Source organism: Neobacillus cucumis (assembly GCF_002860255.1).
Lineage (GTDB): Bacteria > Bacillota > Bacilli > Bacillales > Cytobacillaceae > Neobacillus > Neobacillus cucumis_A.
This window is the reverse complement of record NZ_PGVE01000042.1, coordinates 162,869-186,343: the sequence shown is the minus strand read 5'-3', so window position 1 is coordinate 186,343 and position 23,475 is coordinate 162,869. Positions and strand designations below refer to the sequence as shown.

23 protein-coding genes are annotated in these 23,475 nt (G+C 37.7%); 6 read left to right on the top strand and 17 right to left on the bottom strand.

Going from position 1 to position 23,475, the window contains the following annotated elements:
- Positions 1 to 54: 54 nt before the first annotated feature.
- On the top strand, positions 55 to 2,061 hold the full coding sequence (locus CVD27_RS11560; protein WP_101648053.1) for a catalase: 2,007 nt from the start codon (positions 55 to 57) through the stop codon (positions 2,059 to 2,061).
- A 120-nt stretch (positions 2,062 to 2,181) separates the two neighbouring features.
- Here the strand turns inward: CVD27_RS11560 and CVD27_RS11555 are convergent, their stop codons facing one another.
- Positions 2,182 to 3,552, bottom strand: a complete 1,371-nt coding sequence (locus tag CVD27_RS11555) for an MFS transporter (protein WP_257984338.1) — start codon at positions 3,550 to 3,552, stop codon at positions 2,182 to 2,184.
- A gap of 5 nt (positions 3,553 to 3,557) precedes the next feature.
- Positions 3,558 to 5,960 (bottom strand): hypothetical protein, encoded by a 2,403-nt coding sequence (locus CVD27_RS11550; protein ID WP_101648052.1) that lies wholly within the window; start codon positions 5,958 to 5,960, stop codon positions 3,558 to 3,560.
- A gap of 258 nt (positions 5,961 to 6,218) precedes the next feature.
- Here CVD27_RS11550 and CVD27_RS11545 point away from each other — a divergent pair, with 258 nt between their 5' ends.
- Positions 6,219 to 7,097: an AraC family transcriptional regulator gene (locus CVD27_RS11545; protein WP_101648051.1), complete on the top strand. Its 879-nt coding sequence runs from the start codon at positions 6,219 to 6,221 to the stop codon at positions 7,095 to 7,097.
- A gap of 83 nt (positions 7,098 to 7,180) precedes the next feature.
- Here the strand turns inward: CVD27_RS11545 and aroE are convergent, their stop codons facing one another.
- The 3 genes from aroE to CVD27_RS11530 all read right to left on the bottom strand — a co-directional run bounded on the left by aroE (position 7,181) and on the right by CVD27_RS11530 (position 10,196).
- Positions 7,181 to 8,077: a shikimate dehydrogenase gene (gene aroE / locus CVD27_RS11540; protein ID WP_101648050.1), complete on the bottom strand. Its 897-nt coding sequence runs from the start codon at positions 8,075 to 8,077 to the stop codon at positions 7,181 to 7,183.
- 41 nt (positions 8,078 to 8,118) lie between these two features.
- A complete protein-coding gene (locus tag CVD27_RS11535) occupies positions 8,119 to 9,417 on the bottom strand; it encodes an MFS transporter (RefSeq protein WP_101648049.1) in 1,299 nt (432 codons plus the stop codon).
- A gap of 206 nt (positions 9,418 to 9,623) precedes the next feature.
- The gene (locus CVD27_RS11530) at positions 9,624 to 10,196 is read right to left on the bottom strand and encodes a VOC family protein (protein ID WP_257984337.1); all 573 of its coding nucleotides are present in this window, start codon (positions 10,194 to 10,196) and stop codon (positions 9,624 to 9,626) included.
- A 195-nt stretch (positions 10,197 to 10,391) separates the two neighbouring features.
- Here CVD27_RS11530 and CVD27_RS11525 point away from each other — a divergent pair, with 195 nt between their 5' ends.
- The gene (locus CVD27_RS11525; RefSeq protein WP_101648048.1) at positions 10,392 to 11,297 is read left to right on the top strand and encodes a LysR family transcriptional regulator; all 906 of its coding nucleotides are present in this window, start codon (positions 10,392 to 10,394) and stop codon (positions 11,295 to 11,297) included.
- 67 nt (positions 11,298 to 11,364) lie between these two features.
- Here the strand turns inward: CVD27_RS11525 and CVD27_RS11520 are convergent, their stop codons facing one another.
- The gene (locus CVD27_RS11520; RefSeq protein WP_101648047.1) at positions 11,365 to 12,255 is read right to left on the bottom strand and encodes a diacylglycerol/lipid kinase family protein; all 891 of its coding nucleotides are present in this window, start codon (positions 12,253 to 12,255) and stop codon (positions 11,365 to 11,367) included.
- A gap of 164 nt (positions 12,256 to 12,419) precedes the next feature.
- Here CVD27_RS11520 and CVD27_RS11515 point away from each other — a divergent pair, with 164 nt between their 5' ends.
- The 3 genes from CVD27_RS11515 (at position 12,420) to CVD27_RS11505 (ending at position 13,701) form a co-directional block, all read left to right on the top strand.
- Complete coding sequence (locus CVD27_RS11515; RefSeq protein WP_101648046.1) at positions 12,420 to 12,638, top strand: hypothetical protein; 219 nt, start codon at positions 12,420 to 12,422, stop codon at positions 12,636 to 12,638.
- Positions 12,639 to 13,015: 377 nt separating this feature from the next.
- Complete coding sequence (locus CVD27_RS11510; protein ID WP_180960235.1) at positions 13,016 to 13,297, top strand: hypothetical protein; 282 nt, start codon at positions 13,016 to 13,018, stop codon at positions 13,295 to 13,297.
- Positions 13,298 to 13,431: 134 nt separating this feature from the next.
- Positions 13,432 to 13,701: a DUF2188 domain-containing protein gene (locus CVD27_RS11505; protein WP_101648044.1), complete on the top strand. Its 270-nt coding sequence runs from the start codon at positions 13,432 to 13,434 to the stop codon at positions 13,699 to 13,701.
- Positions 13,702 to 13,755: 54 nt separating this feature from the next.
- Here CVD27_RS11505 and CVD27_RS11500 read toward each other — a convergent pair whose 3' ends face one another.
- The 11 genes from CVD27_RS11500 to CVD27_RS11450 form a co-directional block, all read right to left on the bottom strand.
- Positions 13,756 to 15,432: an ABC1 kinase family protein gene (locus tag CVD27_RS11500; RefSeq protein WP_101648043.1), complete on the bottom strand. Its 1,677-nt coding sequence runs from the start codon at positions 15,430 to 15,432 to the stop codon at positions 13,756 to 13,758.
- Positions 15,433 to 15,615: 183 nt separating this feature from the next.
- Positions 15,616 to 16,437 carry an STAS domain-containing protein gene (locus CVD27_RS11495; protein ID WP_101648042.1) on the bottom strand — a complete coding sequence of 274 codons (822 nt, stop codon included), beginning with the start codon at positions 16,435 to 16,437 and terminating at the stop codon, positions 15,616 to 15,618.
- An 89-nt stretch (positions 16,438 to 16,526) separates the two neighbouring features.
- On the bottom strand, positions 16,527 to 17,126 hold the full coding sequence (locus CVD27_RS11490; RefSeq protein WP_101648041.1) for a PP2C family serine/threonine-protein phosphatase: 600 nt from the start codon (positions 17,124 to 17,126) through the stop codon (positions 16,527 to 16,529).
- A 79-nt stretch (positions 17,127 to 17,205) separates the two neighbouring features.
- On the bottom strand, positions 17,206 to 18,210 hold the full coding sequence (locus CVD27_RS11485; protein ID WP_101648040.1) for a PP2C family protein-serine/threonine phosphatase: 1,005 nt from the start codon (positions 18,208 to 18,210) through the stop codon (positions 17,206 to 17,208).
- Between the two features lie 3 nt (positions 18,211 to 18,213).
- Complete coding sequence (locus CVD27_RS11480) at positions 18,214 to 18,630, bottom strand: anti-sigma regulatory factor (protein ID WP_101648039.1); 417 nt, start codon at positions 18,628 to 18,630, stop codon at positions 18,214 to 18,216.
- A 3-nt stretch (positions 18,631 to 18,633) separates the two neighbouring features.
- A complete protein-coding gene (locus CVD27_RS11475) occupies positions 18,634 to 18,996 on the bottom strand; it encodes an STAS domain-containing protein (RefSeq protein ID WP_101648038.1) in 363 nt (120 codons plus the stop codon).
- A 1-nt stretch (position 18,997) separates the two neighbouring features.
- Positions 18,998 to 19,822, bottom strand: a complete 825-nt coding sequence (locus CVD27_RS11470; protein ID WP_101648037.1) for an STAS domain-containing protein — start codon at positions 19,820 to 19,822, stop codon at positions 18,998 to 19,000.
- A 125-nt stretch (positions 19,823 to 19,947) separates the two neighbouring features.
- A complete protein-coding gene (locus CVD27_RS11465) occupies positions 19,948 to 20,598 on the bottom strand; it encodes a malonate decarboxylase holo-ACP synthase (RefSeq protein WP_101648036.1) in 651 nt (216 codons plus the stop codon).
- Positions 20,589 to 22,280 (bottom strand): biotin-independent malonate decarboxylase subunit beta, encoded by a 1,692-nt coding sequence (gene mdcD / locus CVD27_RS11460; RefSeq protein WP_101648035.1) that lies wholly within the window; start codon positions 22,278 to 22,280, stop codon positions 20,589 to 20,591. The genes CVD27_RS11465 and mdcD overlap by 10 nt, the downstream gene beginning before the upstream one ends.
- The gene (locus tag CVD27_RS11455; protein WP_101648034.1) at positions 22,258 to 22,569 is read right to left on the bottom strand and encodes a malonate decarboxylase subunit delta; all 312 of its coding nucleotides are present in this window, start codon (positions 22,567 to 22,569) and stop codon (positions 22,258 to 22,260) included. The genes mdcD and CVD27_RS11455 overlap by 23 nt, the downstream gene beginning before the upstream one ends.
- 13 nt (positions 22,570 to 22,582) lie before the next feature.
- Complete coding sequence (locus tag CVD27_RS11450; RefSeq protein WP_101648033.1) at positions 22,583 to 23,461, bottom strand: triphosphoribosyl-dephospho-CoA synthase; 879 nt, start codon at positions 23,459 to 23,461, stop codon at positions 22,583 to 22,585.
- Positions 23,462 to 23,475 lie beyond the last annotated feature (14 nt).

Here is a 23,475-nt window from a genome sequence, read left to right as displayed (position 1 = left end):
ATTTACCTGCTCTTTCTTTTTTATGTGTATACATATTTCGTGAGGAGGATCACAATGGAAAATAAGAAGGCTGTTCAATTAAAAAAATTTTCTATTAATAATGAAGAAAAGGCTCCTTTGACTACAAACCAAGGGCTAAAAGTATCTGAAGACGAGTTCTCTTTAAAGGCAGGGTTAAGAGGACCGACATTGATGGAGGATTTTCATTTTCGAGAAAAGATGACCCATTTTGACCATGAACGCATTCCAGAACGGGTTGTTCATGCCCGTGGCGTAGGAGCCCATGGAATCTTTCAACTCTATGATTCTTTGGTGGAATATACGAAAGCTGACTTTCTCACTGATACCTCCAAAACGACACCGGTTTTTGTACGCTTCTCAACAGTACAGGGCTCTAAAGGGTCAAGTGATACGGTTCGCGACGTCCGAGGATTTGCGACCAAATTTTATACAGATGAAGGCAACTTTGATTTAGTTGGTAATAATATGCCTGTCTTCTTTATTCAGGATGCGATTAAGTTTCCTGACTTTGTACATGCTCTTAAACCTGAACCTCATACGGAAATTCCACAAGGGGCAAGCGCTCACGATACGTTTTGGGATTTCATTGGCCAAAATCACGAATCAGCCCATATGGTTATGTGGGCAATGAGTGACCGTGCCATCCCGCGCAGCTTACGGATGATGGAGGGATTTGGTGTGCACACGTTCCGATTGATCAATGCGGATGGGGATGCACATTTTGTAAAATTCCACTGGAAGCCTAAGCTTGGTGTTCATTCACTAGTCTGGGATGAAGCACAGAGGATAGCAGGTAAAAATCCTGACTTCCATCGCCAAGACTTGTATGAAGCGATTGAAAAAGGAGATTTTCCAGAATGGGAGCTAGGGTTACAGATCATTCCTGAAAAAGATGAATTCAACTTTGATTTTGACATTTTAGACCCAACTAAATTATGGCCAGAAGAAGAAGTACCTGTAAAGATCGTTGGTAAAATGACCTTAAACCGCAATGTTCAAAACTTTTTTGCAGAAACTGAACAAGTCGCTTTTCATCCCGGTCATGTAGTACCAGGCATTGATTTTTCAAACGACCCTCTTTTACAAGGACGTTTATTTTCCTATACAGATACACAGCTTTCCCGTCTGGGAGGTCCCAACTTCCATCAGATTCCGATTAATCAACCGGTCTGTCCATTCCATAACAATCAACGGGATGGGATGCACCAAATGACGATTCATCAAGGGCAAACAAGTTATCATCGAAACGGTTTAAATGCCAATCAGCCTGAACCAGCGCCGGTTGAACTTGGAGGCTATGAATCCTATCAAGAAAAAATCGACGGTCGTAAAATTAGAGGACGAAGTGAGAGTTTTCTAGATTTTTACTCTCAAGCGAAGTTATTCTACAACAGTTTAGCTCCATTTGAACAAAAGCACTTGAAAGATGCATTGAGCTTTGAGCTTGGGAAATGTAAATCGGGAATGGTTAAAAATAACGCAGTGGCGCTTTTAAATCATATCGACCGGCAAATAGCTGAAGAAGTCGCAGGCAATATTGGAGCAGAGCTTCCTGAAGAAAATCTTGAAGTAAAATCAGATAAAAAATCCCCTGCACTTAGTATGGCAAAAACAGTTAGCCAACCGGCTACTAAATGTGTAGCCATCTTATTAAACGGTGAAGCAGATGATGAAAAATTAACGGATTGGATAAGAACTCTGGCACAATTCAATATCAATTATAGTATTGTTGCAAAAAAAGTGTATACGATAAGTCCTGTCCTAAAAGTAACCGATACGTTTGATACGGCAGATTCAAGCCTTTTTGATGCAGCACTATTGATTAGTAAGAGTTCCCAAGTCGAGCCGCCTGTATTGGAATTTATAGAAACTACCTTTAAACACTTTAAACCTTTGGCAGTGGCCGTAAAAGATAAAAAGGTACTAGAAAGATGTCGAGTGCAGTTAGATGCACCTGGTGTTTATGATTTATCAAAAGCGGATATTCCTCTATTCATAGAGGGAATCGCTCAGGGACGATTCTGGGAACGTCCGTTATAATGCAATAAGCCCTAAACATTACTAATGTTTAGGGCTTTATTGCTTGTATTAACTTTTAAAAAATCTATCCATACAACTAATTACGCTCTGAGATGTTTATACAGAACAGCGAACCGTCCCCTATGATAACTGTTTGCGAACATTTGCTTCATTTTTTTCATATTTGGTGTAGTTCAGCATGATTATTGCTCCTACGATAAAGAAGATGGCCGGTAACCAAGTGAAGCAAAATTTAATCGCAGCTAATGATGTAGCAGATTGAGTGACGTTTGCTACGTATCCTGCTTTTTCCATAATAATAGAAGGAATAAAACTTCCTAATCCTGATCCTAATTTGATACAGAACGAGCTTCCGATCGCAGTTAAGAATCCGCTTGCACGGATACCTGTTTTCCATTCTCCATAATCCACTGTATCAGATAACATGGCAAATGGTAATGTAACAGCAATACCTGTCCCAATCGATGCAACAATCCATCCAAAGATAACCATCGAAGCACTGCTTCCAGCAAAGGCAATGATGATTTGACCAATTGCAGCAATCACAAATCCAATGATTTGGGTATGCGTTTTCAGAAATCTTTTAACAATAAATGGGAGAATTGTTATAGATACCATTTGAAAAACGACAAGCCCGTTTAAGATGGATGCTAAGTTTTTATTTCCTAGATTATATTCGGAATAATAAATTACTGTTGAAGTTCTAGCTGTATTCCCTAACCAATAGAAGATAAAGGCAAGAACAAGGGTAATCCAAGGCCAATTCCCCTTCACAGCTCCTAAGCTTTGCTTGATAGGGATCGATTTTATACTTTTTGTATTGATTTCTTTTGTTCCTGCGAAAGCAAAAAGCAGTAATGCAATCGCAATCACGGCATAGATTCCTACGGTAACTTGAAACCCTAATTTATCGTTTCCTTTACCAAAAAAAGAGACAAGAGGCAAAGTGAATGAAGCAGTAATTAAATAACCAATCATCCCACCATTACTTCTCCAAGAATTTAATCGAACACGTTCCGTAGAGTTATTTGTTAAATTTGGTAAAATCGCAGTGATAGGTGTTCCAATACCTGTATAGACTACTCCAGCAAGAATGTAAGTGATTAAAGCATAGGTAAACTTGGCACTAGCTGATAAATCTGGAGCTAAGAACGATAAAAATACCATTACTCCGAAAGGAACGGATAACCATAACCAATACGGCCGGTTTTTTCCCCATTTTGTTCGTGTGTGGTCAATGACTAATCCCCAAATAGGTGCATCCAAAGCGTCAAAAATACGCGCAATAAGCAGTATTAACCCTGCCGAAGCAATTGAAATTCCAAAAACATCCGTATAAAAATACATAATAAAACTAGTAAGTGTACAATATAGTAAATTACCAGCCGTATCCGTACTTGCATAAGCTAATACTCGTTTTAAAGGCATTTTGGAGTTGTTCTCTTCATTTCTAACCAGTTCCAGTTTTTTCGCTGTGTTTCCCTCCATCATTCATCTCACTCCCTAGTAAGTAATTCTTCTTTTTTTATTTTAAATTCCCCATCTACTAATAAAACTTGAGGTATAGTTTCTCCATATTCCGAAACAAAATGTAAGTTTCTGTCATAGAAATGATATTCAGTCGGATAAGGTGCATAACTTGTAATTATAAGTCCTTCTTCCGTCTCTTCAATTGAACCATTCACAACGGAAACGGTTCCATTTTCTTCGTATAGGAAAGTTTTCTTCCCAAACCCATCTAAATAGGCAACTAACTCTTCTCCCATATCCCAATCAGCCGTTTCTTCTTCTTTCGTAAATAAACGAGTAAAGATACCTCCGTCTCTATAGAAAGTCGACTGACCAAATCGGTTTCGGGATAAGTCAGGGCGATTGATATGAGGTCCAGCTATGCTATAGGTTGAAGCCGCTTCCCCATTTGATAGTTCCGTATCAGTGGCTTTGGCATTGGTATCATAACAATAAAGGATACCGATCGTCGCACGATAGGCCGCTTTTAGGTACCTGCTATCATGTAAATCTTCATAAGCTTTCAGACATGCTGCGGCTGTAATTCCTCCCCATAAGGAATGAATCATATAGGATAGTGCTTCCCACCAGCGGTCAGGGCTTTGGGCACGGAAATCGTTTGAAAAGCCAATATTCGCAAGAACTAATTCCCCATATTTTTTTGCTGCTTCGAAATGATGGGTGCTTGCTAAAGCGCCAGTTGCAGGGCCAAATCCAGCATTATCAAAGAAATGCTCGGTTACAGCCGCTTTATAGGTTTTACTATCATTCGATACCTTTTGCGCGATTTTGGACCATAAAGAACGGATTTCCTCATATTTTTCCGTTAAACCACGACTATTAAGCTCTTCCATTAATTCATCAATGTATAAGAAGAACACACCTAGCATTTCAGCTTCTTCTTTGCCTCGAAGGTTATCATGTAAATCAGGATTCACCCGTAAAGTGAACACGTCAGCCGCCCAGGATAAATAAGTATCCGGATGGTGTAATTGTAAAATATTCTCTTCAAACTGAGAAAGAAGATAAAATACATGACCGATATATTCGAAATCCATGCAACGGTAAAAATCACCATATAACTTGATTGGTTTTGTAAAATCACCGTTTTGGAACCACTTTTGACGAATATAGTAGACGCAGCTTGCTTCTACTTTTTGAACTTCTTTTACATTTGTCTGACCTAACAGATTATTTTTTAATACTAAACTTAATTTCCCTAAAGATTCACCCTGGTTGGAAATAGGAGAGTAACTATATGGGATTTCACTATCTTTCCCATTAAACAAAACACCACTAATAAAATGAGAACGATTTTCAATTATTTTTTTGATCGGTTCCATCACATTGAGGATAACGCTATCATTTTTTTCATTCTCTACTTCAATTGTAATTTTATGTTCCCCAGGTGTCGTGAAGATTAAGTTAGCATAATATTTATTCTTTTCATTCTTAATTTGTGAGAAGATACTTTCTCTTTTTCTTTCACCAGCTGTATCTAAATATTCGATATAGGCATCGGTTAAATCCTTATGTTTAGGCAATTCGAAAGCGAATTCATAATTTTGTTCAGCGATTGCCAGTGGTTCGAAATCAAAAATTGGATGGCCATAATTTTTTTGACCAATCAGATAAAAATCACTTTGATCTTTAAAAGGCTCTAACGAGTATTCCCATTCTTTTTCGCTTAGCCCCGGAAGAATAAACCCCTTTTTTTCATATAACCAATCGGCATTTTCAAACTTCTCTGGATATCCTCCTGCTAAAATTAATTGATGAAATAGAATCCCATCTAATGAAGGGGAAACGCTTTCGAAAAATAGATTTTTATAAGCACAATAAGTTCCTACTGATAACGTTTGTCCCTTCGTTTGATACATCCCCAAATGGGGTGCCTCGTTACTTCTGCGTACACAGGCTAACTTAGAATAGTTATTTGAGATTGATGGAAAGACTGCAGCAGAATGATTGGTTTGTAAGTTCAAATCATTGATACGGTACATCACATAAGAAAAAGAAGACCATAACGCAAAATCAGTAATATTCAATTCGTTTGCTGTACGATTTTTTAGTGTAATATTCCATACAAAACTATTCTTTGCTTGTGTTAAATCATACTTCATGATGAGTTCTATTTGTTCAAAAGCATAAGAGACTGTAGCTTTTGCCTCTTCATGTGATATGGTCGGGAACATATCTGCACTACTTACTAGTTTCCCATCTATTTTTAGAGAAAAATTTCCAAACAATTTATCTTTTTCATCATATCCACTATCGTCAAGATATGATGAATTCATCACCCAATTCATTTGATGAATATCTTCTTTTAATACAAGATTTGTTAAAATTCCACTCGGTGAAATTTCTAATCTGAATTGTTTATTTTCCAAAAAATTACCCCCTTTTCAAAAGTTTACTAAAAGAAAACGGTTAAATTACAGTGTAATTAATAAGTATCTAAAGGTATAATGAAGTGTAAGCGTTAACCGCTACTAAAATATATCAAACAATCAAAAGAATGAAAATAAAGTATTCTAATCAGTTTTTAAGATATTTCACACAGTTTTAATTTTTCTAAAAGAAGATGTTTAATTTTAAAGGAAACATTAAGAGTGAAAATTTGAGGAAGATAGATAGAGGTGATTTGGATGGAAATCATATCAATTGCTGTGCCTCCTTTCCCAATCTTTATTGAAGGGAATATCACAAAATATCAGAAAGGAACATCTCATCCGAATAGAAGTGATTTGGAGTATTTCGATATTATTTTTGTAAAAAAAGGAAAGCTTTACTTAACTGAAGGTGGAAAAGATTTTACTGTAAATAAAAATGAAATGTTAGTATTACTTCCTTTGAAACACCATTTTTCGACTCGCCCGACAGATGAAGAAACAGAATTTTATTGGCTGCATTTCTATACAAATAGTTACTATACAGAAGGAGATGAACCGAGGAAATTAAAATCAGACATTCCCATTCCATCTTTACACTTTCACAATCACAACTATACACTTCAGCTACAAAAAAAATGTAAATTAGTAGATTATGAGGAGATTTATCAAAAAATAGATCAGCTTTTATTAGCTACTACGAACGAAAATAAAGAATTAACATTTTGGGACATACAGATTAGTTTTTTTTCTCTCATCAATTTATTGGAATCTCAAGGTATGGCAAAGGATAGTGGTTACATTATTTCAGAAAAAGTGGCCCAATTTATAAGAGATAATTACCACAAACCAATTACAAACACGATGTTAGCAGAACAATTTAATATTCATGAAAATACAATCGCTAAGTATATGAAGAGATTCTATAAAGTAACTGCACTGGATTATTTAAATACTTACCGTCTAGAGCAAGCTCGAATTTTGCTGTTAAAAACAGATTATTCCATTCAATTAATCGCTGAACAGTGTGGTTTCAGTTTTGGACCCTATTTTTCAAGCGCTTTTAAAAAAACTTATGGCATTTCTCCACTTAACTATAGAAAAAAGCATATGAGGAACATTAAAGGAAAAGGTTGAATTTTTTGATTTAACTTTTCTGTTTTAAAGGCAAAAAAAAGGACTGACGGAACAGTCCTTTTTTTAAGTACTAGGATTAAACTTTATTCAAACATGATTTTTCTGATTTCTTCAAGGGGCATATCTTCACCAGTAAATAGTTTAAAGGCAAGGGCACCCTGCCATAACATCATACCTAGACCATTAATTACAGTTGATCCAGCTTCTTCTGCCAGCCGTAACAATTTCGTTTTTTGAGGATTATAAACAACATCTGTTACGACTAATCCCTTACGTAGTATTCCTAACGTATCATCCACGATACTTAAATGCTCTAAGGGTTTCATCCCCAAACTGGTACCATTCGCAAGTACTACACTTTCTGTTACTTCACGTTGGAAAGCCTCTTGATCTTCTAATGGAAAGATAGTAGCTTTTACTCCAAATTCTTTCATATCATGGTTAATTTTATCTACATTCTTTTCTGCTTGGTGGAAAAAGTGATCATTTCGTGCAAAAATACTAATTTCACTAATACCAGACTGGGCTAATTCAATTGAAATCGGTGTGGCCGCACCACCAGATCCAACCAGTGTGACTTTTTTTCCGTTCAAGTCCACCCCATGTACTTCAAGGTTTTTTACATACCCTTTTCCATCTGTGTTATATCCGATTAACTTGCCATCTTTATTCACCACAGTATTTACTGCACCTGTATATTTCGCACTATCATCTAATTCATCCAAATATTTAATAACTTCCATTTTATTTGGCATGGAGACGTTGAAACCAGCAACATGGAGAGCTCTCATTCCTTCTACCGCTTTTTCTAGCGTGCTATTCCCTACTTCAAAGGCAAGATACGAGTAGTTTAAACCTTTTAATGTATAACCTAAATTATGCATCCTTGGAGATAGACTGTGTCCAATCGGTGTAGCAAGTAACCCTACTAATTTTGTCCTGCCATCAATTTTTTCTAAGTTTTGTTCAATGTTTATCATAGATCAAATCACCTTGTATTTTTATTGAAAATGGTCCTTGTTTATTGTGAAATTACTCGTTTGTTCATTGTTTCGGAATCCGCACTTTCAATCGGTTCTAAGTCAGTAAGAAGGAACGCATAACTCAAGATTCCAACGATTAGAATAGCTGCTGCTAATAGAAACGCATACATAAAGGAACCTGTGGATTGAACAATAAATCCAGTGGTAATTGGCGCTACGATTGCCATCGCATTGTTTCCAAAGGTGAGTAATCCTGTCAAAGTGCCCACAGTTCCCTTCGGGGCAATAAAAGTTGGAATGGAATAGGCAACTGCGGATGTCACGACAAGACCTCCGAGTGCCATTGAAATCCAAAATACAGCAACATTAGCACTATGGGTAAATGCTGCACCAATGATCGATAAACCGAAAAGCAGACCTATCACTAAAAAAGTTTTGCTCACACGTGTCCGATTGTACCCTTTTTCAATAAGTCGATCTACAAGCCAGCCGCCGATGACAATTTCTGTAATTGTACCGACAATCCATGGAATCGCTGAGTACCAGCCAGATTTTAAAATGGACATATGCATCTCGGTGGCAAGGTAACCCGGCAGCCATGTTAGGAATAAAAACCATGAATATCCATATGCTGCAAATCCAATAAATACTGCCCACACTTTTCGTTTGGACAAAAGGTAACGTATATTTTGTATGGCACTGCCTGACGCTACTTCTGAACTTTGTGAACCGCCTTGAGTAATGTAATTATACTCTTCTTTCGTCAAACGCTTATCTTCATGGGGGTCACGGTACCAGACCCAATACATAATGGCATAGAGAAAGCTGAGAACGGCCGTTGCTATAAAACCACCGCGCCATCCCCATTCGGTCACGATCAAGGCTATAATAGGTGCACCTATTGCATTCGACAATTTAGACTGTGCATCATAGGTAGCGATGGCTTTTGAACGCTCATTTCTAGGGACCCATTGTCCAACCGCCTTGGCTGCTGATGGGAAATATGGTGCCTCCCCAACACCCAATAAGACCCTGGATAATATAATTAACCCCCATCCATTAGCGACAGCAGTTAAAAGGCAAGCTGCGGTCCATATCATTGTGGCCACACGTGTGACCCATTTGACCCCAATCTTGTCCAATAAAGGTCCAACGGGAAGTTGAAGAAGTGCGTATGACCATGCAAATGCTGATAAAAATATCCCCACCTGACCAGGCGTCAAATTAAATTCTTTTTGCATTAAAGGCATTGCGATTGACATATTGATTCGGTCAAAGTAATTTACTACCACACCAACAGCAATCAGAAACACGATTGACCAACGATGTTTTTTCATCCTTATCCCCCATTTGCAAGTTTTTTTATTATCCGGGAGTACACGCTTTCATTACCAAGAAAATCTATAACTTTATTTTTCTTCCGCCACTTAACTCTTATCAGGATAATATTTAACATTTTTCTTATCTTATATAAATATATAATTCAGATTAAGTCAAATATAAAGATAATTCCGAGTTAACAATTACCTTCGTAAATGCACGATCAACAATCTGGAGTCCAGCGGTCCACTTCGCTGTTTTCCGGGTAATCAATCCCACTGGAATACGAAATTAATTCGATTAAACTTCCCCATGGTGCTTGTCCATATACCCAATAGTTCTTTGCTCCACCTTCGATTTCCGATGGCAGCAGATGTGGTTCTGAACATAGAGTGCCGCCCGCTTCAACAAATTTCTTAGCGGTTAACTCAATATTATCCGTATAAAAGGCAAGATGTGTTAAGCCAAAATTAACAATGGTATCTATGACAAATTGGTTTTTTGATTTAATATGAAATAATTCAATACAAGGGGTATTTCCAATTCTAAGGAGTCTTATGTGATCAATGCTTTCGCCTTCTGGGAGATTAACGTTCCTTTTGGCAGATATTCCACATTGTGGAGGCATTTCTGGAGTATGAACATCATAACAAATTCTTGCGTTAAAAACCTTTTTAAAAAATTCCGTTGCTTCATCGATATTTGGTACGGTTAATCCAATATGATCAATTCCTCTAACTTCATGACTTTTCGTCTCTGTTTTTTTTTCCATTTCGGCTTCATCTAAGCTTTTCATTTATTTACCACCCTTTTCCGTTATTTTAAAACCTCTGCTGTTTTGCAAGCGCTTTAATGAGTTTATTATAGTAGCAATTTTCAGAAAAATAAATCTGATTAATTATATATTATTAATAGAAAAATTCTATTAATCCTCTTATAATTAAGTTGAATGTAAAATAATGGTCTTGAAGGAAGGGATATGTGAGAAATAATGAATTTAAAGCATCTTGAATATTTCCGTGTATTGGCAAAATTAGAGCATTATACATTGGCGGCTGAACAGCTGTCTATCGCCCAACCAAGCTTAACTTACGCCATTTCCGAATTAGAGAAGGAATTAGGGGTATATCTTTTTGAAAAGAGTGGGAGAAACATTCGATTAACGAAATATGGGTCGATATTTTTAGAATATGTAGATAAATCTCTAAAGTCGCTTGATGAGGGGCAGAGAAAAATTAATGATTTAGTAAGCCCGAATAAAGGTAAAATTGATTTATCCTTTATTTATACACTAGGCTCAAGATTTGTACCTACGATGGTCAATCATTTCCTCAGTATTGAAAAGCACAAAGATATTTCATTTTCTTTTAGTCAGGGAACTACGAAGCGTATCATCGAAGGTCTTAAAGCCGATAAATATGATCTAGCATTTTGTTCATTTAGTGAAGATGAACCTGATATTGATTTTTTACCATTAGTTAAACAGGATCTGGTCCTTGTCGTCCCTTCCGGCCACCCACTAGAAAGTTATACAAGCATTGATTTAAAGGATACAGAGCCATATCCATTTGTATATTTTAATAAAGGTAGTGGTCTTAGGCGATTGAGTGATCATCTATTTGAAGAGGTGCAAATTACTCCTAAGATTGCATTCGAAGTGGAGGAAGACAGTGCTGCCCTTGGCTTAGTTTCCATGAATTACGGAATTGCTTTGCTGCCGGATATTTGGATGCTTAAACATTTTAATGTGAAGGTATTACCTATAATCAATCCACCTGTTGTACGTTTTATCTATCTGGCATCCGTAAAAAACAAATATTTAAGCCCTGTCGTACATTTATTTAAAGAATTTGCAAAGCATTATAGCAAGATATATCCTGGACAAATAAAAATTTAGTCCAGCAAGTAATGCAATAAAGGAAGGGTTTTATCCCCTTCCTACGCCAACTTCTCGTTCCCTATTCTTATTTAGCTTTTAACATATGAAGATGATGTTTAAGAACTGTAATATGACTAGGTGTCTTTGTGTATACTTCTCCATCCATATCTGCATCCATGTCCTCTTTTGTATGAATGGTGATTGATTTACCAGCGTAATGCTCCATTTCCTGGCTTAACTCATTATTCTGAATGGTAATATCTGTAGTAAAAAGTTCTTTCAACAACGTCAAGTTTGTATGTTTAATGATAATTACATCTGCGAGTCCATCATGAAAACTGATTGCTTCAAATGGCATCCTATTTGCTCCTATGTAATTGCCATTGGCAGCAATAATTAATAGCGCCTCCCCCTCCATTCTCTGACCATCTATTTCTAGTACATAATGAAAGGGATCCATATTTTTCATTGTTCGAATGGCGCTAAGCAAATAACTAATCTTACCGAAATGGTCTTTTTCCGTTTGTTTAATATTATTGGAGGTTTCTGCAATTAAACCGGTGGCCCAAAAGTTTAAACAATATTGTTCATCCACTTTGAGAACATCCACTGGCATGCATTCACCGTTTATGATTTGATTCGCAGCTATACCAATATCCTGGTCAATCATTAAGGTCCTTGAAAAATCATTACAAGTACCAGCCGGCAGTATACCGATCATTGGGCGATGTTCTAGATTCGACAATCCATTGATACATTCATGGACCGTACCATCTCCACCAAGAATAATGACCAAATCAACAGCCGGTCCATAAAGCTCACAAAGCTCCTTTGCATGGTTGATTCTTTGCGTTTGTACAATCATTAAATTTGAAATACTGGATGACAGAATCGGGACAGAGACACCGAGAGCCTGTTTAATATCCTTTTGTCCGGCATTACCGTTATATATTAATAGTCCTCGCTTGTACTGCATAAAAATCACTTCCTAAATCGCATCTTATTACTTATATACCCCCTTATCCTCTATCCTTCACTTGTAAATTCTACTAATTAAGAATTCTTAGAAGATGAGAAAAAATAGTTTATTTAACCAGCATTAGGGTAAAAAAAGAGACAAAACAATGAGGAGTGATTCGGGTGGAAAATAAACAAAACCATACTAAATACAAAACCAATAAAATGGATCATCCTGAACAATATGAAACCACCAAGGAAAGCTTATTTGATCAATTCGAAAGTGAAAGAACAGTTGATCCCATTCCGATGGAAGATTTAAATGAAGAAAAACAAGAGGAAAAGCACAAGCGTGATTCTAAAAATACATCTTCTAGTGAAAAAAAATATGGTGGTGTGTAATGTAATCTAAAATGAAAATACTGCACTCCTTATTATTATTAGAGCATTCTAATAATAATAAGGAGTGTATTTTTTTTATGGTTTTTTTCCAATAAATGTGTCATAATATATTTCATTTCGGCCTAAAATTACAGTAAACACCCCATTCGAAAAGTGCATTCTTTTAAGATGGAATTGATACACACTCGTAATTTTTTAACCGCATTTCAATTATTTTAGTAAAAATGTGATAAGATGAAACCAAAAAAGCGAAAAGGAATGGGCTAAGAAAGATGCAGATTTTAATTGGCAGGCCTGACATTAATAAATATATGAACACATTAATTGACATAGTGGAAAGCATGGGAGGAAGTGTCCGCCTCTCCAACGAAAATCGGGTGAGCTTTAGGCCGGATTTGACGGTGACGGTTCCGCCGGTTGCGGACCAAGAGAACCTCTATGCCCTTGCACATGAGACAGGGCATCTAATGGATTACCTCGAGGGGAACCTCGATTACGACCAATGGATTTCGAATCGTCCCTATCGTATCAATGCCGAAATGAAGGCATGGGTCAACGCCTACAAGCTTCTGAAAGATATAGATGCACCCTTGGATGAGTGGGAGCAGCATGTTCAGAAGAAACTGTTTACGTATTTTGAATTTGAAGAGGTATCATAAGTAAAAAGAGACTAGTTCCCCTATCTCATTGAACTGACCTGCTTATCGTTTATTTGGAGTGTTGGTTAGGTTTCTAATTTCGTCAATCGGGTAAACGTAAAGTATAAGAAAAAATTATACTTGGAGGTAAGCCCATGACTAATAAAAGTGATAAACAAAATGATCGTGACCAATATTTTAAAGAGCGTGCCGGCACTGATGATGCAAGGTTCCATGTCGTACCACATGATGAGGACAACTGGGCTGTGAAAATTGAGGGAAAAGAGGAACCAGCCTACACAAGTGGTTCAAAAAGTGAAGCTGTAAAAGAAGCCAAGCAGATGGCAGAAGAAGCTAAGACCATGGTATACATTCATGGTGATGACGGTAAAATTGAACGACAGCATAATTACATGGAATCTTAAACATGTCCCGGGAAGTGAATCTTCCCGGGATTTTTAATGTAAGAACAAGAGAAGTTAAAAACGGCCTGTTTTAATGATGGAATAAATAATCCATAGAAACATTAAAAATGCAATAATAAATCCAACTTCGAGTGCGTGTATGCTGGTAAGAATGGTGTTGGTCCCGAAAGTGGCCCCAACGATTAAGCCCAACACCACGATACTAAAGGCAAGCAGTGTTACACTAAACGAAATTTTGTTGCTTAAGCGATCAATTTTTGCAAAAATATCTTCTAGCTCATGTACACTAATCTTCACCTTTAAGTCACCTTCAGAGGTCTTCTGAAGAACTTCCTCAATCTGTCCAGGAATTTTTGTTACGCTTTTAGTTAAGTCCTCTGCATCGTTCAAAAGCCTTTTTCCAAATTTGACAGGATTAAAGCGTTCCATCAATAATTGCTGACTGTAAGGCTTGGCCAGTTCAAGCAGGTTTAATGATGGGTCGATATCTCTAATAATTCCTTCTAACGTGATTAACGTTTTTCCCAGCATCATGAAGTCTGTTGGGATATAAATCTGGTGATTATGTGCAATCGAGAAAAGTTCGTTAATCGTCAAACCAAAATCCCATTCACCTAAAGTAGTATGGCTGAATTTGTTACTGACTCTGTCAATGTCATCGTAAAATCGTTTATCATCAACCGATGTTGGGACATAAGTAAGCCTGTACATGGCCTTCACGATTAAATCAGTATCTTCATTCATTAGACCAATCATTAATGTGGTCACATCATATCTTTTTCTTGAAGATAACCTGCCTATCTGTCCTAAATCAATAAATCCAATCTGCTTCGTTTCAGGAATGTAGAAAATGTTACCAGGATGCGGGTCCCCGTGGAAGAAACCCTCCCTTAAAATTTGGGTAACAAACGATTCTATCAACAAATCAGCAACATGTCTTTTTTCCTCCTGAGTTAGGTTTAGCTGCTGTACCTCAGTTATTTTTATTCCGTCTAATCTTTCCATAGTAAGTATTTCAGCTGTAGTGTAATCCCAATAAATTTCGGGGACTTTTATGCCGGTATGGTTTTGAAATTGAAACTGAATCGTTTCAGTATTCCTCCCTTCCTCCATGTAATCCAGTTCAGTTTTGATCGATTCTGCCAGCTCATTCATCAAATCGGTGATATGGTAATGTTCGGCCCAATCGTAGTGATTTTCCATCATCTTTGAAAGGTCCTTTAATATTTCAAGATCTGCATAAACCGTTTCTTTTATTTTCGGCCGCTGTACTTTTACCATTACCCTCGGGCCACTGGGCAATTTCGCTTCATGAACTTGGCCGATGGAAGCGGCCCCCGCCGGTGTTTCATGAAAGCAATCAAATACTTCCTCCACCGCCCGTCCGAGTTCGAGCTGAATTTTTCCCTTAATTTCATTTATGGGAACTTGATTCACGTCATCCTGTAGAAGTTCCAATTCACGAATGACTTCTACTGGTAACAGGTCACTTCTAATACTAAGGAGCTGGCCTAACTTAATAAAAGTCGGACCAAGCTCCTCTAATAAATGGCGTAAGCGGTATCCCATTTCCTGCGAATTTCCCTGTTTAAAATCGGCAATAAGCCGGTCTTTCATTGTAAGATTATCTGTTAAACCGACCTCTTGAACGATGTAACCAAAACCATGTTTAACCAACAGTGAAACAATTTCTCTATATCGATTCAAACGTCTAATTCCATTTGTCCCCATCCTATTAAGATACTCCTCCTCCAAACTCTGTTACTATTCCATACCCTTAAATTGTGGAGGATACACCAACAACCAAAGTTACTTTCTCAAAAAAAAAACAGCTGCCTATAAAGGCAACTGACTTCCTAATTGTCATTTTATTACTATTTCATTGCACTAGTTGAACTTAGAAATATGTATATTTTAACTAAGATAATTATTTAATGTTTGCTGTAAGGTTCCTTTTGTTTCTGTAAAACTAGCAAGATCAATTCCTAAATGTACCATTTTTCTAACAAGATCTGGGCGTAATCCAGTGATAACTGATTTAACCCCCATCAAGTTGATACCTATCAACACTTTCTGAAAATGAGCAATAGTTACTTCGTCCATATCCGAAATTCCTGATAAGTCAAAAATTATTGTAAGAATTCTTAACTTTGATATGTCAGTTAACACTTTTTCCTCAATAATATCCATTCGATAAGAATCAAATGTACCAATCAAAGGCAATACAGCTACTGTTTGGCTTACTGGTATGATAGGTACAGAAAGATGTTCGACTAATTTCCTTTGAGAAAGGATTAATTCATCTTTATACTGTGAATAGCTTATGAAAAATGAATTCAGAAATTCATCTATTCCATCATTCACTTTCTCTTCCCATTCGAAAAAATTTTCAGTAATATTACTTTCGTCATTTAATCCATCATAAAGTCTGATGAAATGCCATAACGAACGTCTTATGGCATGCACCCATTCTAATTTGAACGCAAGAGTTAATGAATATTTTGCCCAAGCAATTCCTTCTTCGTTAGCAAAAGCAATGAGCTCATCTTTTTTATTTTCCACAACATAAAGAACTAGCCTTTGAGCATTTTTCAATAAATCAATATTACCTTCTTTTAAAATCCCCTCAATATTAGAGGCAACATTGACAGCCTCCGATAACAGTTTCTGCTGAAATTCTTCCCTATTTTTATTTATATATTCCGAAATACCTTTGGTATTATATGAATTTTTCAATTTTATTCCTCCTTAAGTAAGTCATATCTACACTCACAAAGGTATCTGCATGTTAATACCCGCTTTGTTAAATAAATAAACATTTATTATTAAAAAAGTTGACCTACAATATAAGTCATGTCGTCTTTTCCTGTTTTTGCATGAATCTCTAAATAGTTAGAAATCTCTTCAATGGAGCTGGAGGAACTTACTAATGACTTAATACCAGGAATCGTAAGGCCGTCCGTATAAAGAATAAATTTAGCCCCTTTTTCATAAGAAAATGTTTCACATCGGTATTTTTGGGGCTTTCCAGATAAATATCCCAGCACAGGCAGCGGATAGATAAAACGACCAGAGGGACAAGAAAGAATAAATTGAATGTTTCCCACTGAGCTATAGGTGAATGTTTTTTGTAAAAAATGGACCTTTAAAATGGATAGAGTCGCCCCCCTTTTATCCTTCAGAGACTGATTGCAACGCTCGATTAATACCTCTACCTCTTGATCATGGTTTTTTTCCACCTCTTGACGTATCGCGTTTGACGAATGATAGGCATGCACCCCACTCCCTAAACCATCGGCCACCGCACAAATAAAGTAATCGTCCGTTATTTTCATGAAGAAACTATCCCCATTAAGGACATTACCTTCTTTTGGAATTTGATAGGCTATCGCCTGAATATGTTGGTTAAAGTCACGTTCAAGCATTTTTTTACCCTGCATCTTTCATAGATTTTTCGGTATTCTTTTAGTTATTTTTCTATGCTTACTACCCCATAAGTAAGTTTTAAACTCTTTTTATAATGATTAGCGTAAAATCATCTCTTATCTCAAAATTCTGTAACCTCTCGATTTGACGATAAATGTTTTCCACCATTTCTTGTGCGGATAAATGCATGGTGGATTGAATGATATCCGTAATGACCGAGCGCTCAATAAACCCATTTTCCGTCCTTGATTCAGTCACACCATCAGATAGTAAAACGATCATATCTCCGGGTTTCACCTTTTTTTCATATTGCTCATATGTAATATTCGGCTCTACACCTAACACCATACCTCTTGTTTCAAGGTCCTCAAAGGATTGAGAAGAAGCATGATAATAAAACCCTTGTTCATGGCCTGCAGCAGCATATGTAAATGAATGCTTATTAAAATCATAGATTCCGTAAAACATGGTGATAAACATACTTGAATCCAGATTACTTTCCACAACTCTATTTAAATTTGTTAACACATCATTTGGATTATTTCTGCACTTTGGTAAATTATCCATTGCATATTTAATCATAGACATACAAAGTGCTGCAGGTATACCTTTACCAATTACATCTGCAATGGCAATACTAATACTTTTTCCATCCTCCACAAAGCGATAAAAGTCTCCGTTTATTTTCTTCGCCGGTATACTAAGGGCACCAATATCTACTTCCTCAAGCTTCGGAATTGGCGTTTCTAATAAGTTTTCTTGAATGCTGGCGGCAATTTCAATTTCCGATTTAATTTCAAACTGTTTGTCACGCAAGCTTTGATGTTCTTGATAGGCTAAGCCATAGTTCATCATAAATTCAATAAGGAAATCAAATGAAGCTAAAATTTCCTCTCTAATGTCTGGATATAGGTCCTTTAAAACTTTACAATGGATACTAATAATTTCTTCAGGAGAAATTTGCTGTTTGATGGATTTCCTGCTAAACATTTGTCCTTGATACAGGGCTGCTTCGGAAGATTCCTCTATATATCTGCGAAGTATTTCCCGATAACTTGATTCTAAAATCTGTTTAAAATCCATCTTTTATCCAAACCTCCTATCTCGAAGCCATTTTACTACTTGAATGGTTGTTCCTTCCCCTAGTGATGTGATTAAATCGAATTCATCCATTAACCGTTTCACTCCTGGTAACCCTGCACCTAAACCCCCCGATGTTGAAAACCCATCCTCCATTGCTCTCCTAATATCCTGTATTCCCGGACCATGATCAACAGCTGTTACTTTTAACCCTCTTTTTTCGAATTCATTGACAGGCTCGAACTGAATTTCTCCTTGGCCGGCATATAAATAAATGTTACGAGCCAACTCAGAAATTGCTGTAGTGATTCTGGCCTGGTCAACTGTTCCAAATCCTAGCTCTTTTGCTATGTTTCTTCCTAGTTGCCTAGCTGCAACGATATCCCATTCTGATAGTATTTTTACAGAGGATTGGTTTTCCATACTTTAATCCCCCAACTCCCTTTGTAATGTTTCTAACCCCTTTTCTAGATCAATGGCTGTATGGACATCTTGGAGGTGAATCCCGAGTTCAACTAACGTAATTGCTACAGCTGGTTGAATGCCAGTTAAAACAACTTTTACCCCCATTAATTTGGACATACTAATTACATCACCTAAAACCTTCGCAATAAATGAATCGATCATATCGACAGATGTTAAATCAATAACCACACCGCTAGCACCGGTTTCATGTATTCTCTGTAGCAATGATTCTTGAAATTGTAAGGCTGTTTTATCATCAAGCTCCCACTGAATGGAAACAAACAAATAATCATATAATTTTAGAATTGGTATTCTTGTATTCATCCTATTCCTCCGTTGATACAATCTTTCGATTTGTCATTTCTAATGCAGCCATAATCCCCTTTTGTAAGTTGCTTTTTGTAATAACTTGATTTAGATTAATTCCTAGATTCACAATTGTTTGGGCTATCTCGGGCCTTATTCCCACAATTAAGCATTTTGCTCCAACTAATCTTACTGCTTCAACAGCTTGAATAATATAATGAGCCACCATTGTATCTACTACAGGGACCCCTGTTATATCAATCAATACAACTTCGGATCGATATTTCACTACCCCTTCAAGTAGATTTCCCATTATACTTTTTGCCCTCTCTGTATCAATGGTTCCAACGAGAGGCATGACAGAAATATTATCGAAAACTGGGATAAGTGGAGCAGATAATTCTTCAAGGGCAATTTTTTGTAAAGAGATCGTTTTTTGCCAAGAGGCTGCGTACTGACTGAATAATTTATTGTTAATTGGACTAATCCATTTATCATAATCCCAAACAAATTCCATTTGCTTCTTTTCTGAATCATCTTTTGTCATATGAAAGAAAACAATTTTACCAAATTCAGTGATACAATCCATAATAAAACTCAAGGTCCACCCTAGTTGAATTAATTTTTGCGTAAAACTGCTTATTCTGTTTTTTGCATTCTCCTCTTTATTATAGTCATAAATTAATAGATTTATATACTCATTACAAATATTAGCAAACCCTTGATCTGATATTATATTTGATATATTTTTCTCATTTAGATTATTTAGTTTATCGATCCATTCATTGACTAGATGCTCCCTGTTTTTTTGAATATATTGAATAATATAATTTGACTCTCCCATTTTAAATTCCTCCTTTACTTTGATAAATCCGCTTTATAGTATTATATCAATAACACAAATACTTAGAAAAGCGGTAGCTCAAGGTAAAAAAAAAGGACTATCAATAAGATAGTCATACTTCTTCATTAACAGGAATGCAGCCCATTATTTAAATTAAGTAAATCTTTAGATACGTCCCAAGGATTGCGGCTCAACTTTGGGCCGAACATTGTTTTTAATAACACCGGCCCAGGACCTCTTGCATACTCCATCAATGAAAAGGCACCGGCAGGGGTTTCTACTTGAACATCTACCTTTACCGGGCTTTTTTGTAACTCTTCCACCATCTCACTCGCTATATAAAACTCCAATGGTACTGGTGAACGAATTATCAAGTCTAGATCGCTTTTTGATGTCACTGTTTTCACACCACTAGCAAGCTCGAAACCGACACTTCCTCCAGGCCCCCATGAAAGCCTGTGAGTATTGAATATCTCTTTTGCGAACTCCATAGCCGCGAAAACCGGTGATTGCTTATCCTTCCACTGTTCTCTTGCGGTAAGGTCTTCAGGTTTTATTTGCTTTATAACACTCTGTACTTGTAAAAATGCCCCAAATCTCTGGTTCCTTTGCTTGCCCCTAATACCAATGGCTGCCTGACCTATTGGTGCATGGACCCTGCGGACCACAACAAATGGTGCTGTCTCCAAAGAATGTACGACCCACTCAGGGAGTATAGTGTGGCTGATGATATCCTTTGGATTAATCTTTAGTAAGTCATGTGGTTCTAGCGCCATTGTTCTGCAAGTTTTTCCCGAACGAGTATCGAAGCTGCCCTCCCACCTTCTCGGGCAAAAGAAGAAGTGAGTCTGCAGCTAAGATTCCTTGAACTGTTTTTGATATCTTCAATGGCTTCAGCCACTTTACTTAATACCGCTTCTCGGTCTGAAATCTCTGGGGTATCGGCATTTATTCCACTTATTAAGGCAAATAGGGCACCTAGTTTTTCAAAAGAACGAATATCATAGGCCATTGCAGGAACTTTTTTTGTTGCATCCTCCAATTCTTCAATCGTACGCTGTGTAATCCTTGCAGCTGATTGTTTGGACATTACGTGAACATTCACCCCTTCATCCTCTAAGGCTATTAGACGGCTGGCTTGCATTCCGTGGGAAAGAAAAGCCCCTGAAATAGCCTTTCCTGGTATGAAAGCAATGACTGGATGCCCTGCTAATCTAGCAGAAGCATATGCATCAACGGCTGCAGCACATGCCTGATGAATTCCAAGCAATTCTTCACGATAGCCATAAGCCTGGCTTGGTACATCAACAATCGCGATAATGGCCCGCTTCTCCTGATGCCGGTCTTCCTCAATCACATCACGAATATGTTTGGCAATCATCCATCCCTCTTCCAGGCCGAATTCACCTGAGCGTGCTCTTGGGAAGCGGCTATTTTTATCCGGCACAACCGCAAGGAAACGCGCCGGAATGTTCCCGATAAAGGAATCTGCGCAAAGAACAGAAGGGATATTACTGATAGTTGTGGTCTCATTTGTTAAGAGATTAAACCATTTATGTCCTCTGCTTACAATTTCATTTTCCTGTATGGTCCTCCCAAAGCTATAATCAACTAGTTTAGCATTCTCGAATTGCTTCCATAAATGACGTGCTTTAAACGGGTTAATTGGTTCCGAAGTATCGATCGTTTGTAAAAACGTTAGATACCTTTCAACCTGGGTGCTTCTTGGTGGATTTCCAGCAGCTTTTTTGACTGCAGAAAGAATGGCCTGCTGAAAAGCTTCAATATCATCTTCCACAACCAGATCGGCCAATTCTATAGCCTCTCTTTGATTTCCACCAATTGTATTCCAAATTAGCTGACGATCCATGGAATCGAATTCCTCAATCCCTGCTTCTTGTTCTATGACCTCAGGACCATTTAGTCCAAGTCTTCCTTCACGTGTCATGATTAAGAAGCTGCATAATCCAGCGGTAATGGACATCCCGCCAAATGCTCCAATCTTTCCAGGAATCATACCGATAACCGGTACATATTCCCGAAGCGCAACGATGGAAGCTCCGATTTCTGCAATGGACAATAGACCGTAGTTTGCTTCCTGCAGCCTCACGCCTCCTGTATCAAACACAATGACTGGGTACACTAATCCGCCTGCTTTATTTTCCTCCAAAGCAAGTTCGAGTGCACCTGCAATTTTAGCACCGGATACCTCCCCAATACCTCCTCCCTGGAAATTCCCTTCTATAGATATTACCAATAAAGGAAGTCCATGCAATTCTCCCCTTGCAATCACCACACCATCATCACTTTGTGGGACAATGCCCTGAGGTTCCAAATGTGGTGATTCTATACCTGAGAATGGATCCAGCAATTCCCGATAGCTCGATTCATCTAACAAGGCACGTGCCATTTCACGTCCGCTGCATTCAACAAAGCTATTTTTTAGCGTATCTAGCATCGTTAGCCACCTCCAATGCTTGTGATAAACGTAATGTTACAACTCCTGGAGTTGCACCAAAATCATTAATTTTTATTATAGCTGATACCTCGTGCTGTGAAAAAAATCTCTCTAAAACGGCTTTCCATGTTTCTTTGAAGCCGGTTGTACCAGTACGTATAAGTACTTCTGCATAGGCTCCTTCTGATGGTTCCATCAAAATTTCCAAATCTCCAGATCCAACTACACCCACATGTGCATTTGACTCGACTTTTTTTGTTCCCGGAAAACGAAACATTAATTTTTCCATTTTTGCACCCTCCTTATTTTCTAATGAGCGAGTACTTTTTGAACTCCCATAAATAGCTCTTGTTATTTTTATAGAGTTCATCAAGGAATAATGTAGCCGCCAACAAATCCGCACTCCCGCCTGGAGAAGCATGGCACTTAATTAAGAATTGGCTTAGCTCCTCTAAAATCTTCCATCCTGTCTTTGTCCCAACTCCGCCTAATAGCAGGATTTCCGAAGCAAGTTCCTTAGTAGTGGTCAAGCTTTGAGCCCCTCCCCGATGTAATATACATGTGTCATCAAGACTTGACATAAGTGCAATTAAGGTATTCAACCTGGATAGGTCCTCTTTGATGCCCCTGCTCCTCGAATTATTAAGAACAGGTAAGGCTATTTTTCTTATATGAGGGAACCCTTGCTGAGCTTCCCCCAGGGCTCCATTTACTCCGTATTTTTCTTTAACTCTTTTACCATTCGTTATTTGTTGTGTCAGGTTCCGATCCGGGAAACTGGCAAGCTTCCCCGCGGTTTTCGCAATATGGTCTAATGATGTCTCTCCAGGATTCATAGCGGCGCTTGAAACAAGCAGCCCTAACGCCCAGATAGCACCTTTGTGTGTATTCACTCCCCCGGTAGCTTGGAACATATCGATTTCCCCTTGGCGGCCGATAGCAGCAATCTCTTCCCTTAAATCCTGGGATGGAACCTTTCCATAGCTTACCTTGGCCATTTCTCTAAACGCTGGCTCTATTGATCTGGCTGATTGAATCATTAATTCAATCGACATATCCTGATGAGAACCTGTGCTTTCTTTATCAACAAGACCTGGCTTCGGCGTCAGTTCTGCCTCCTCAATCAGCGCCTGTACTGCTAAAATGGCGAGCTTCTCTGTGTAGGATAGTAATTTTTCCATTTGACTGCACCCTG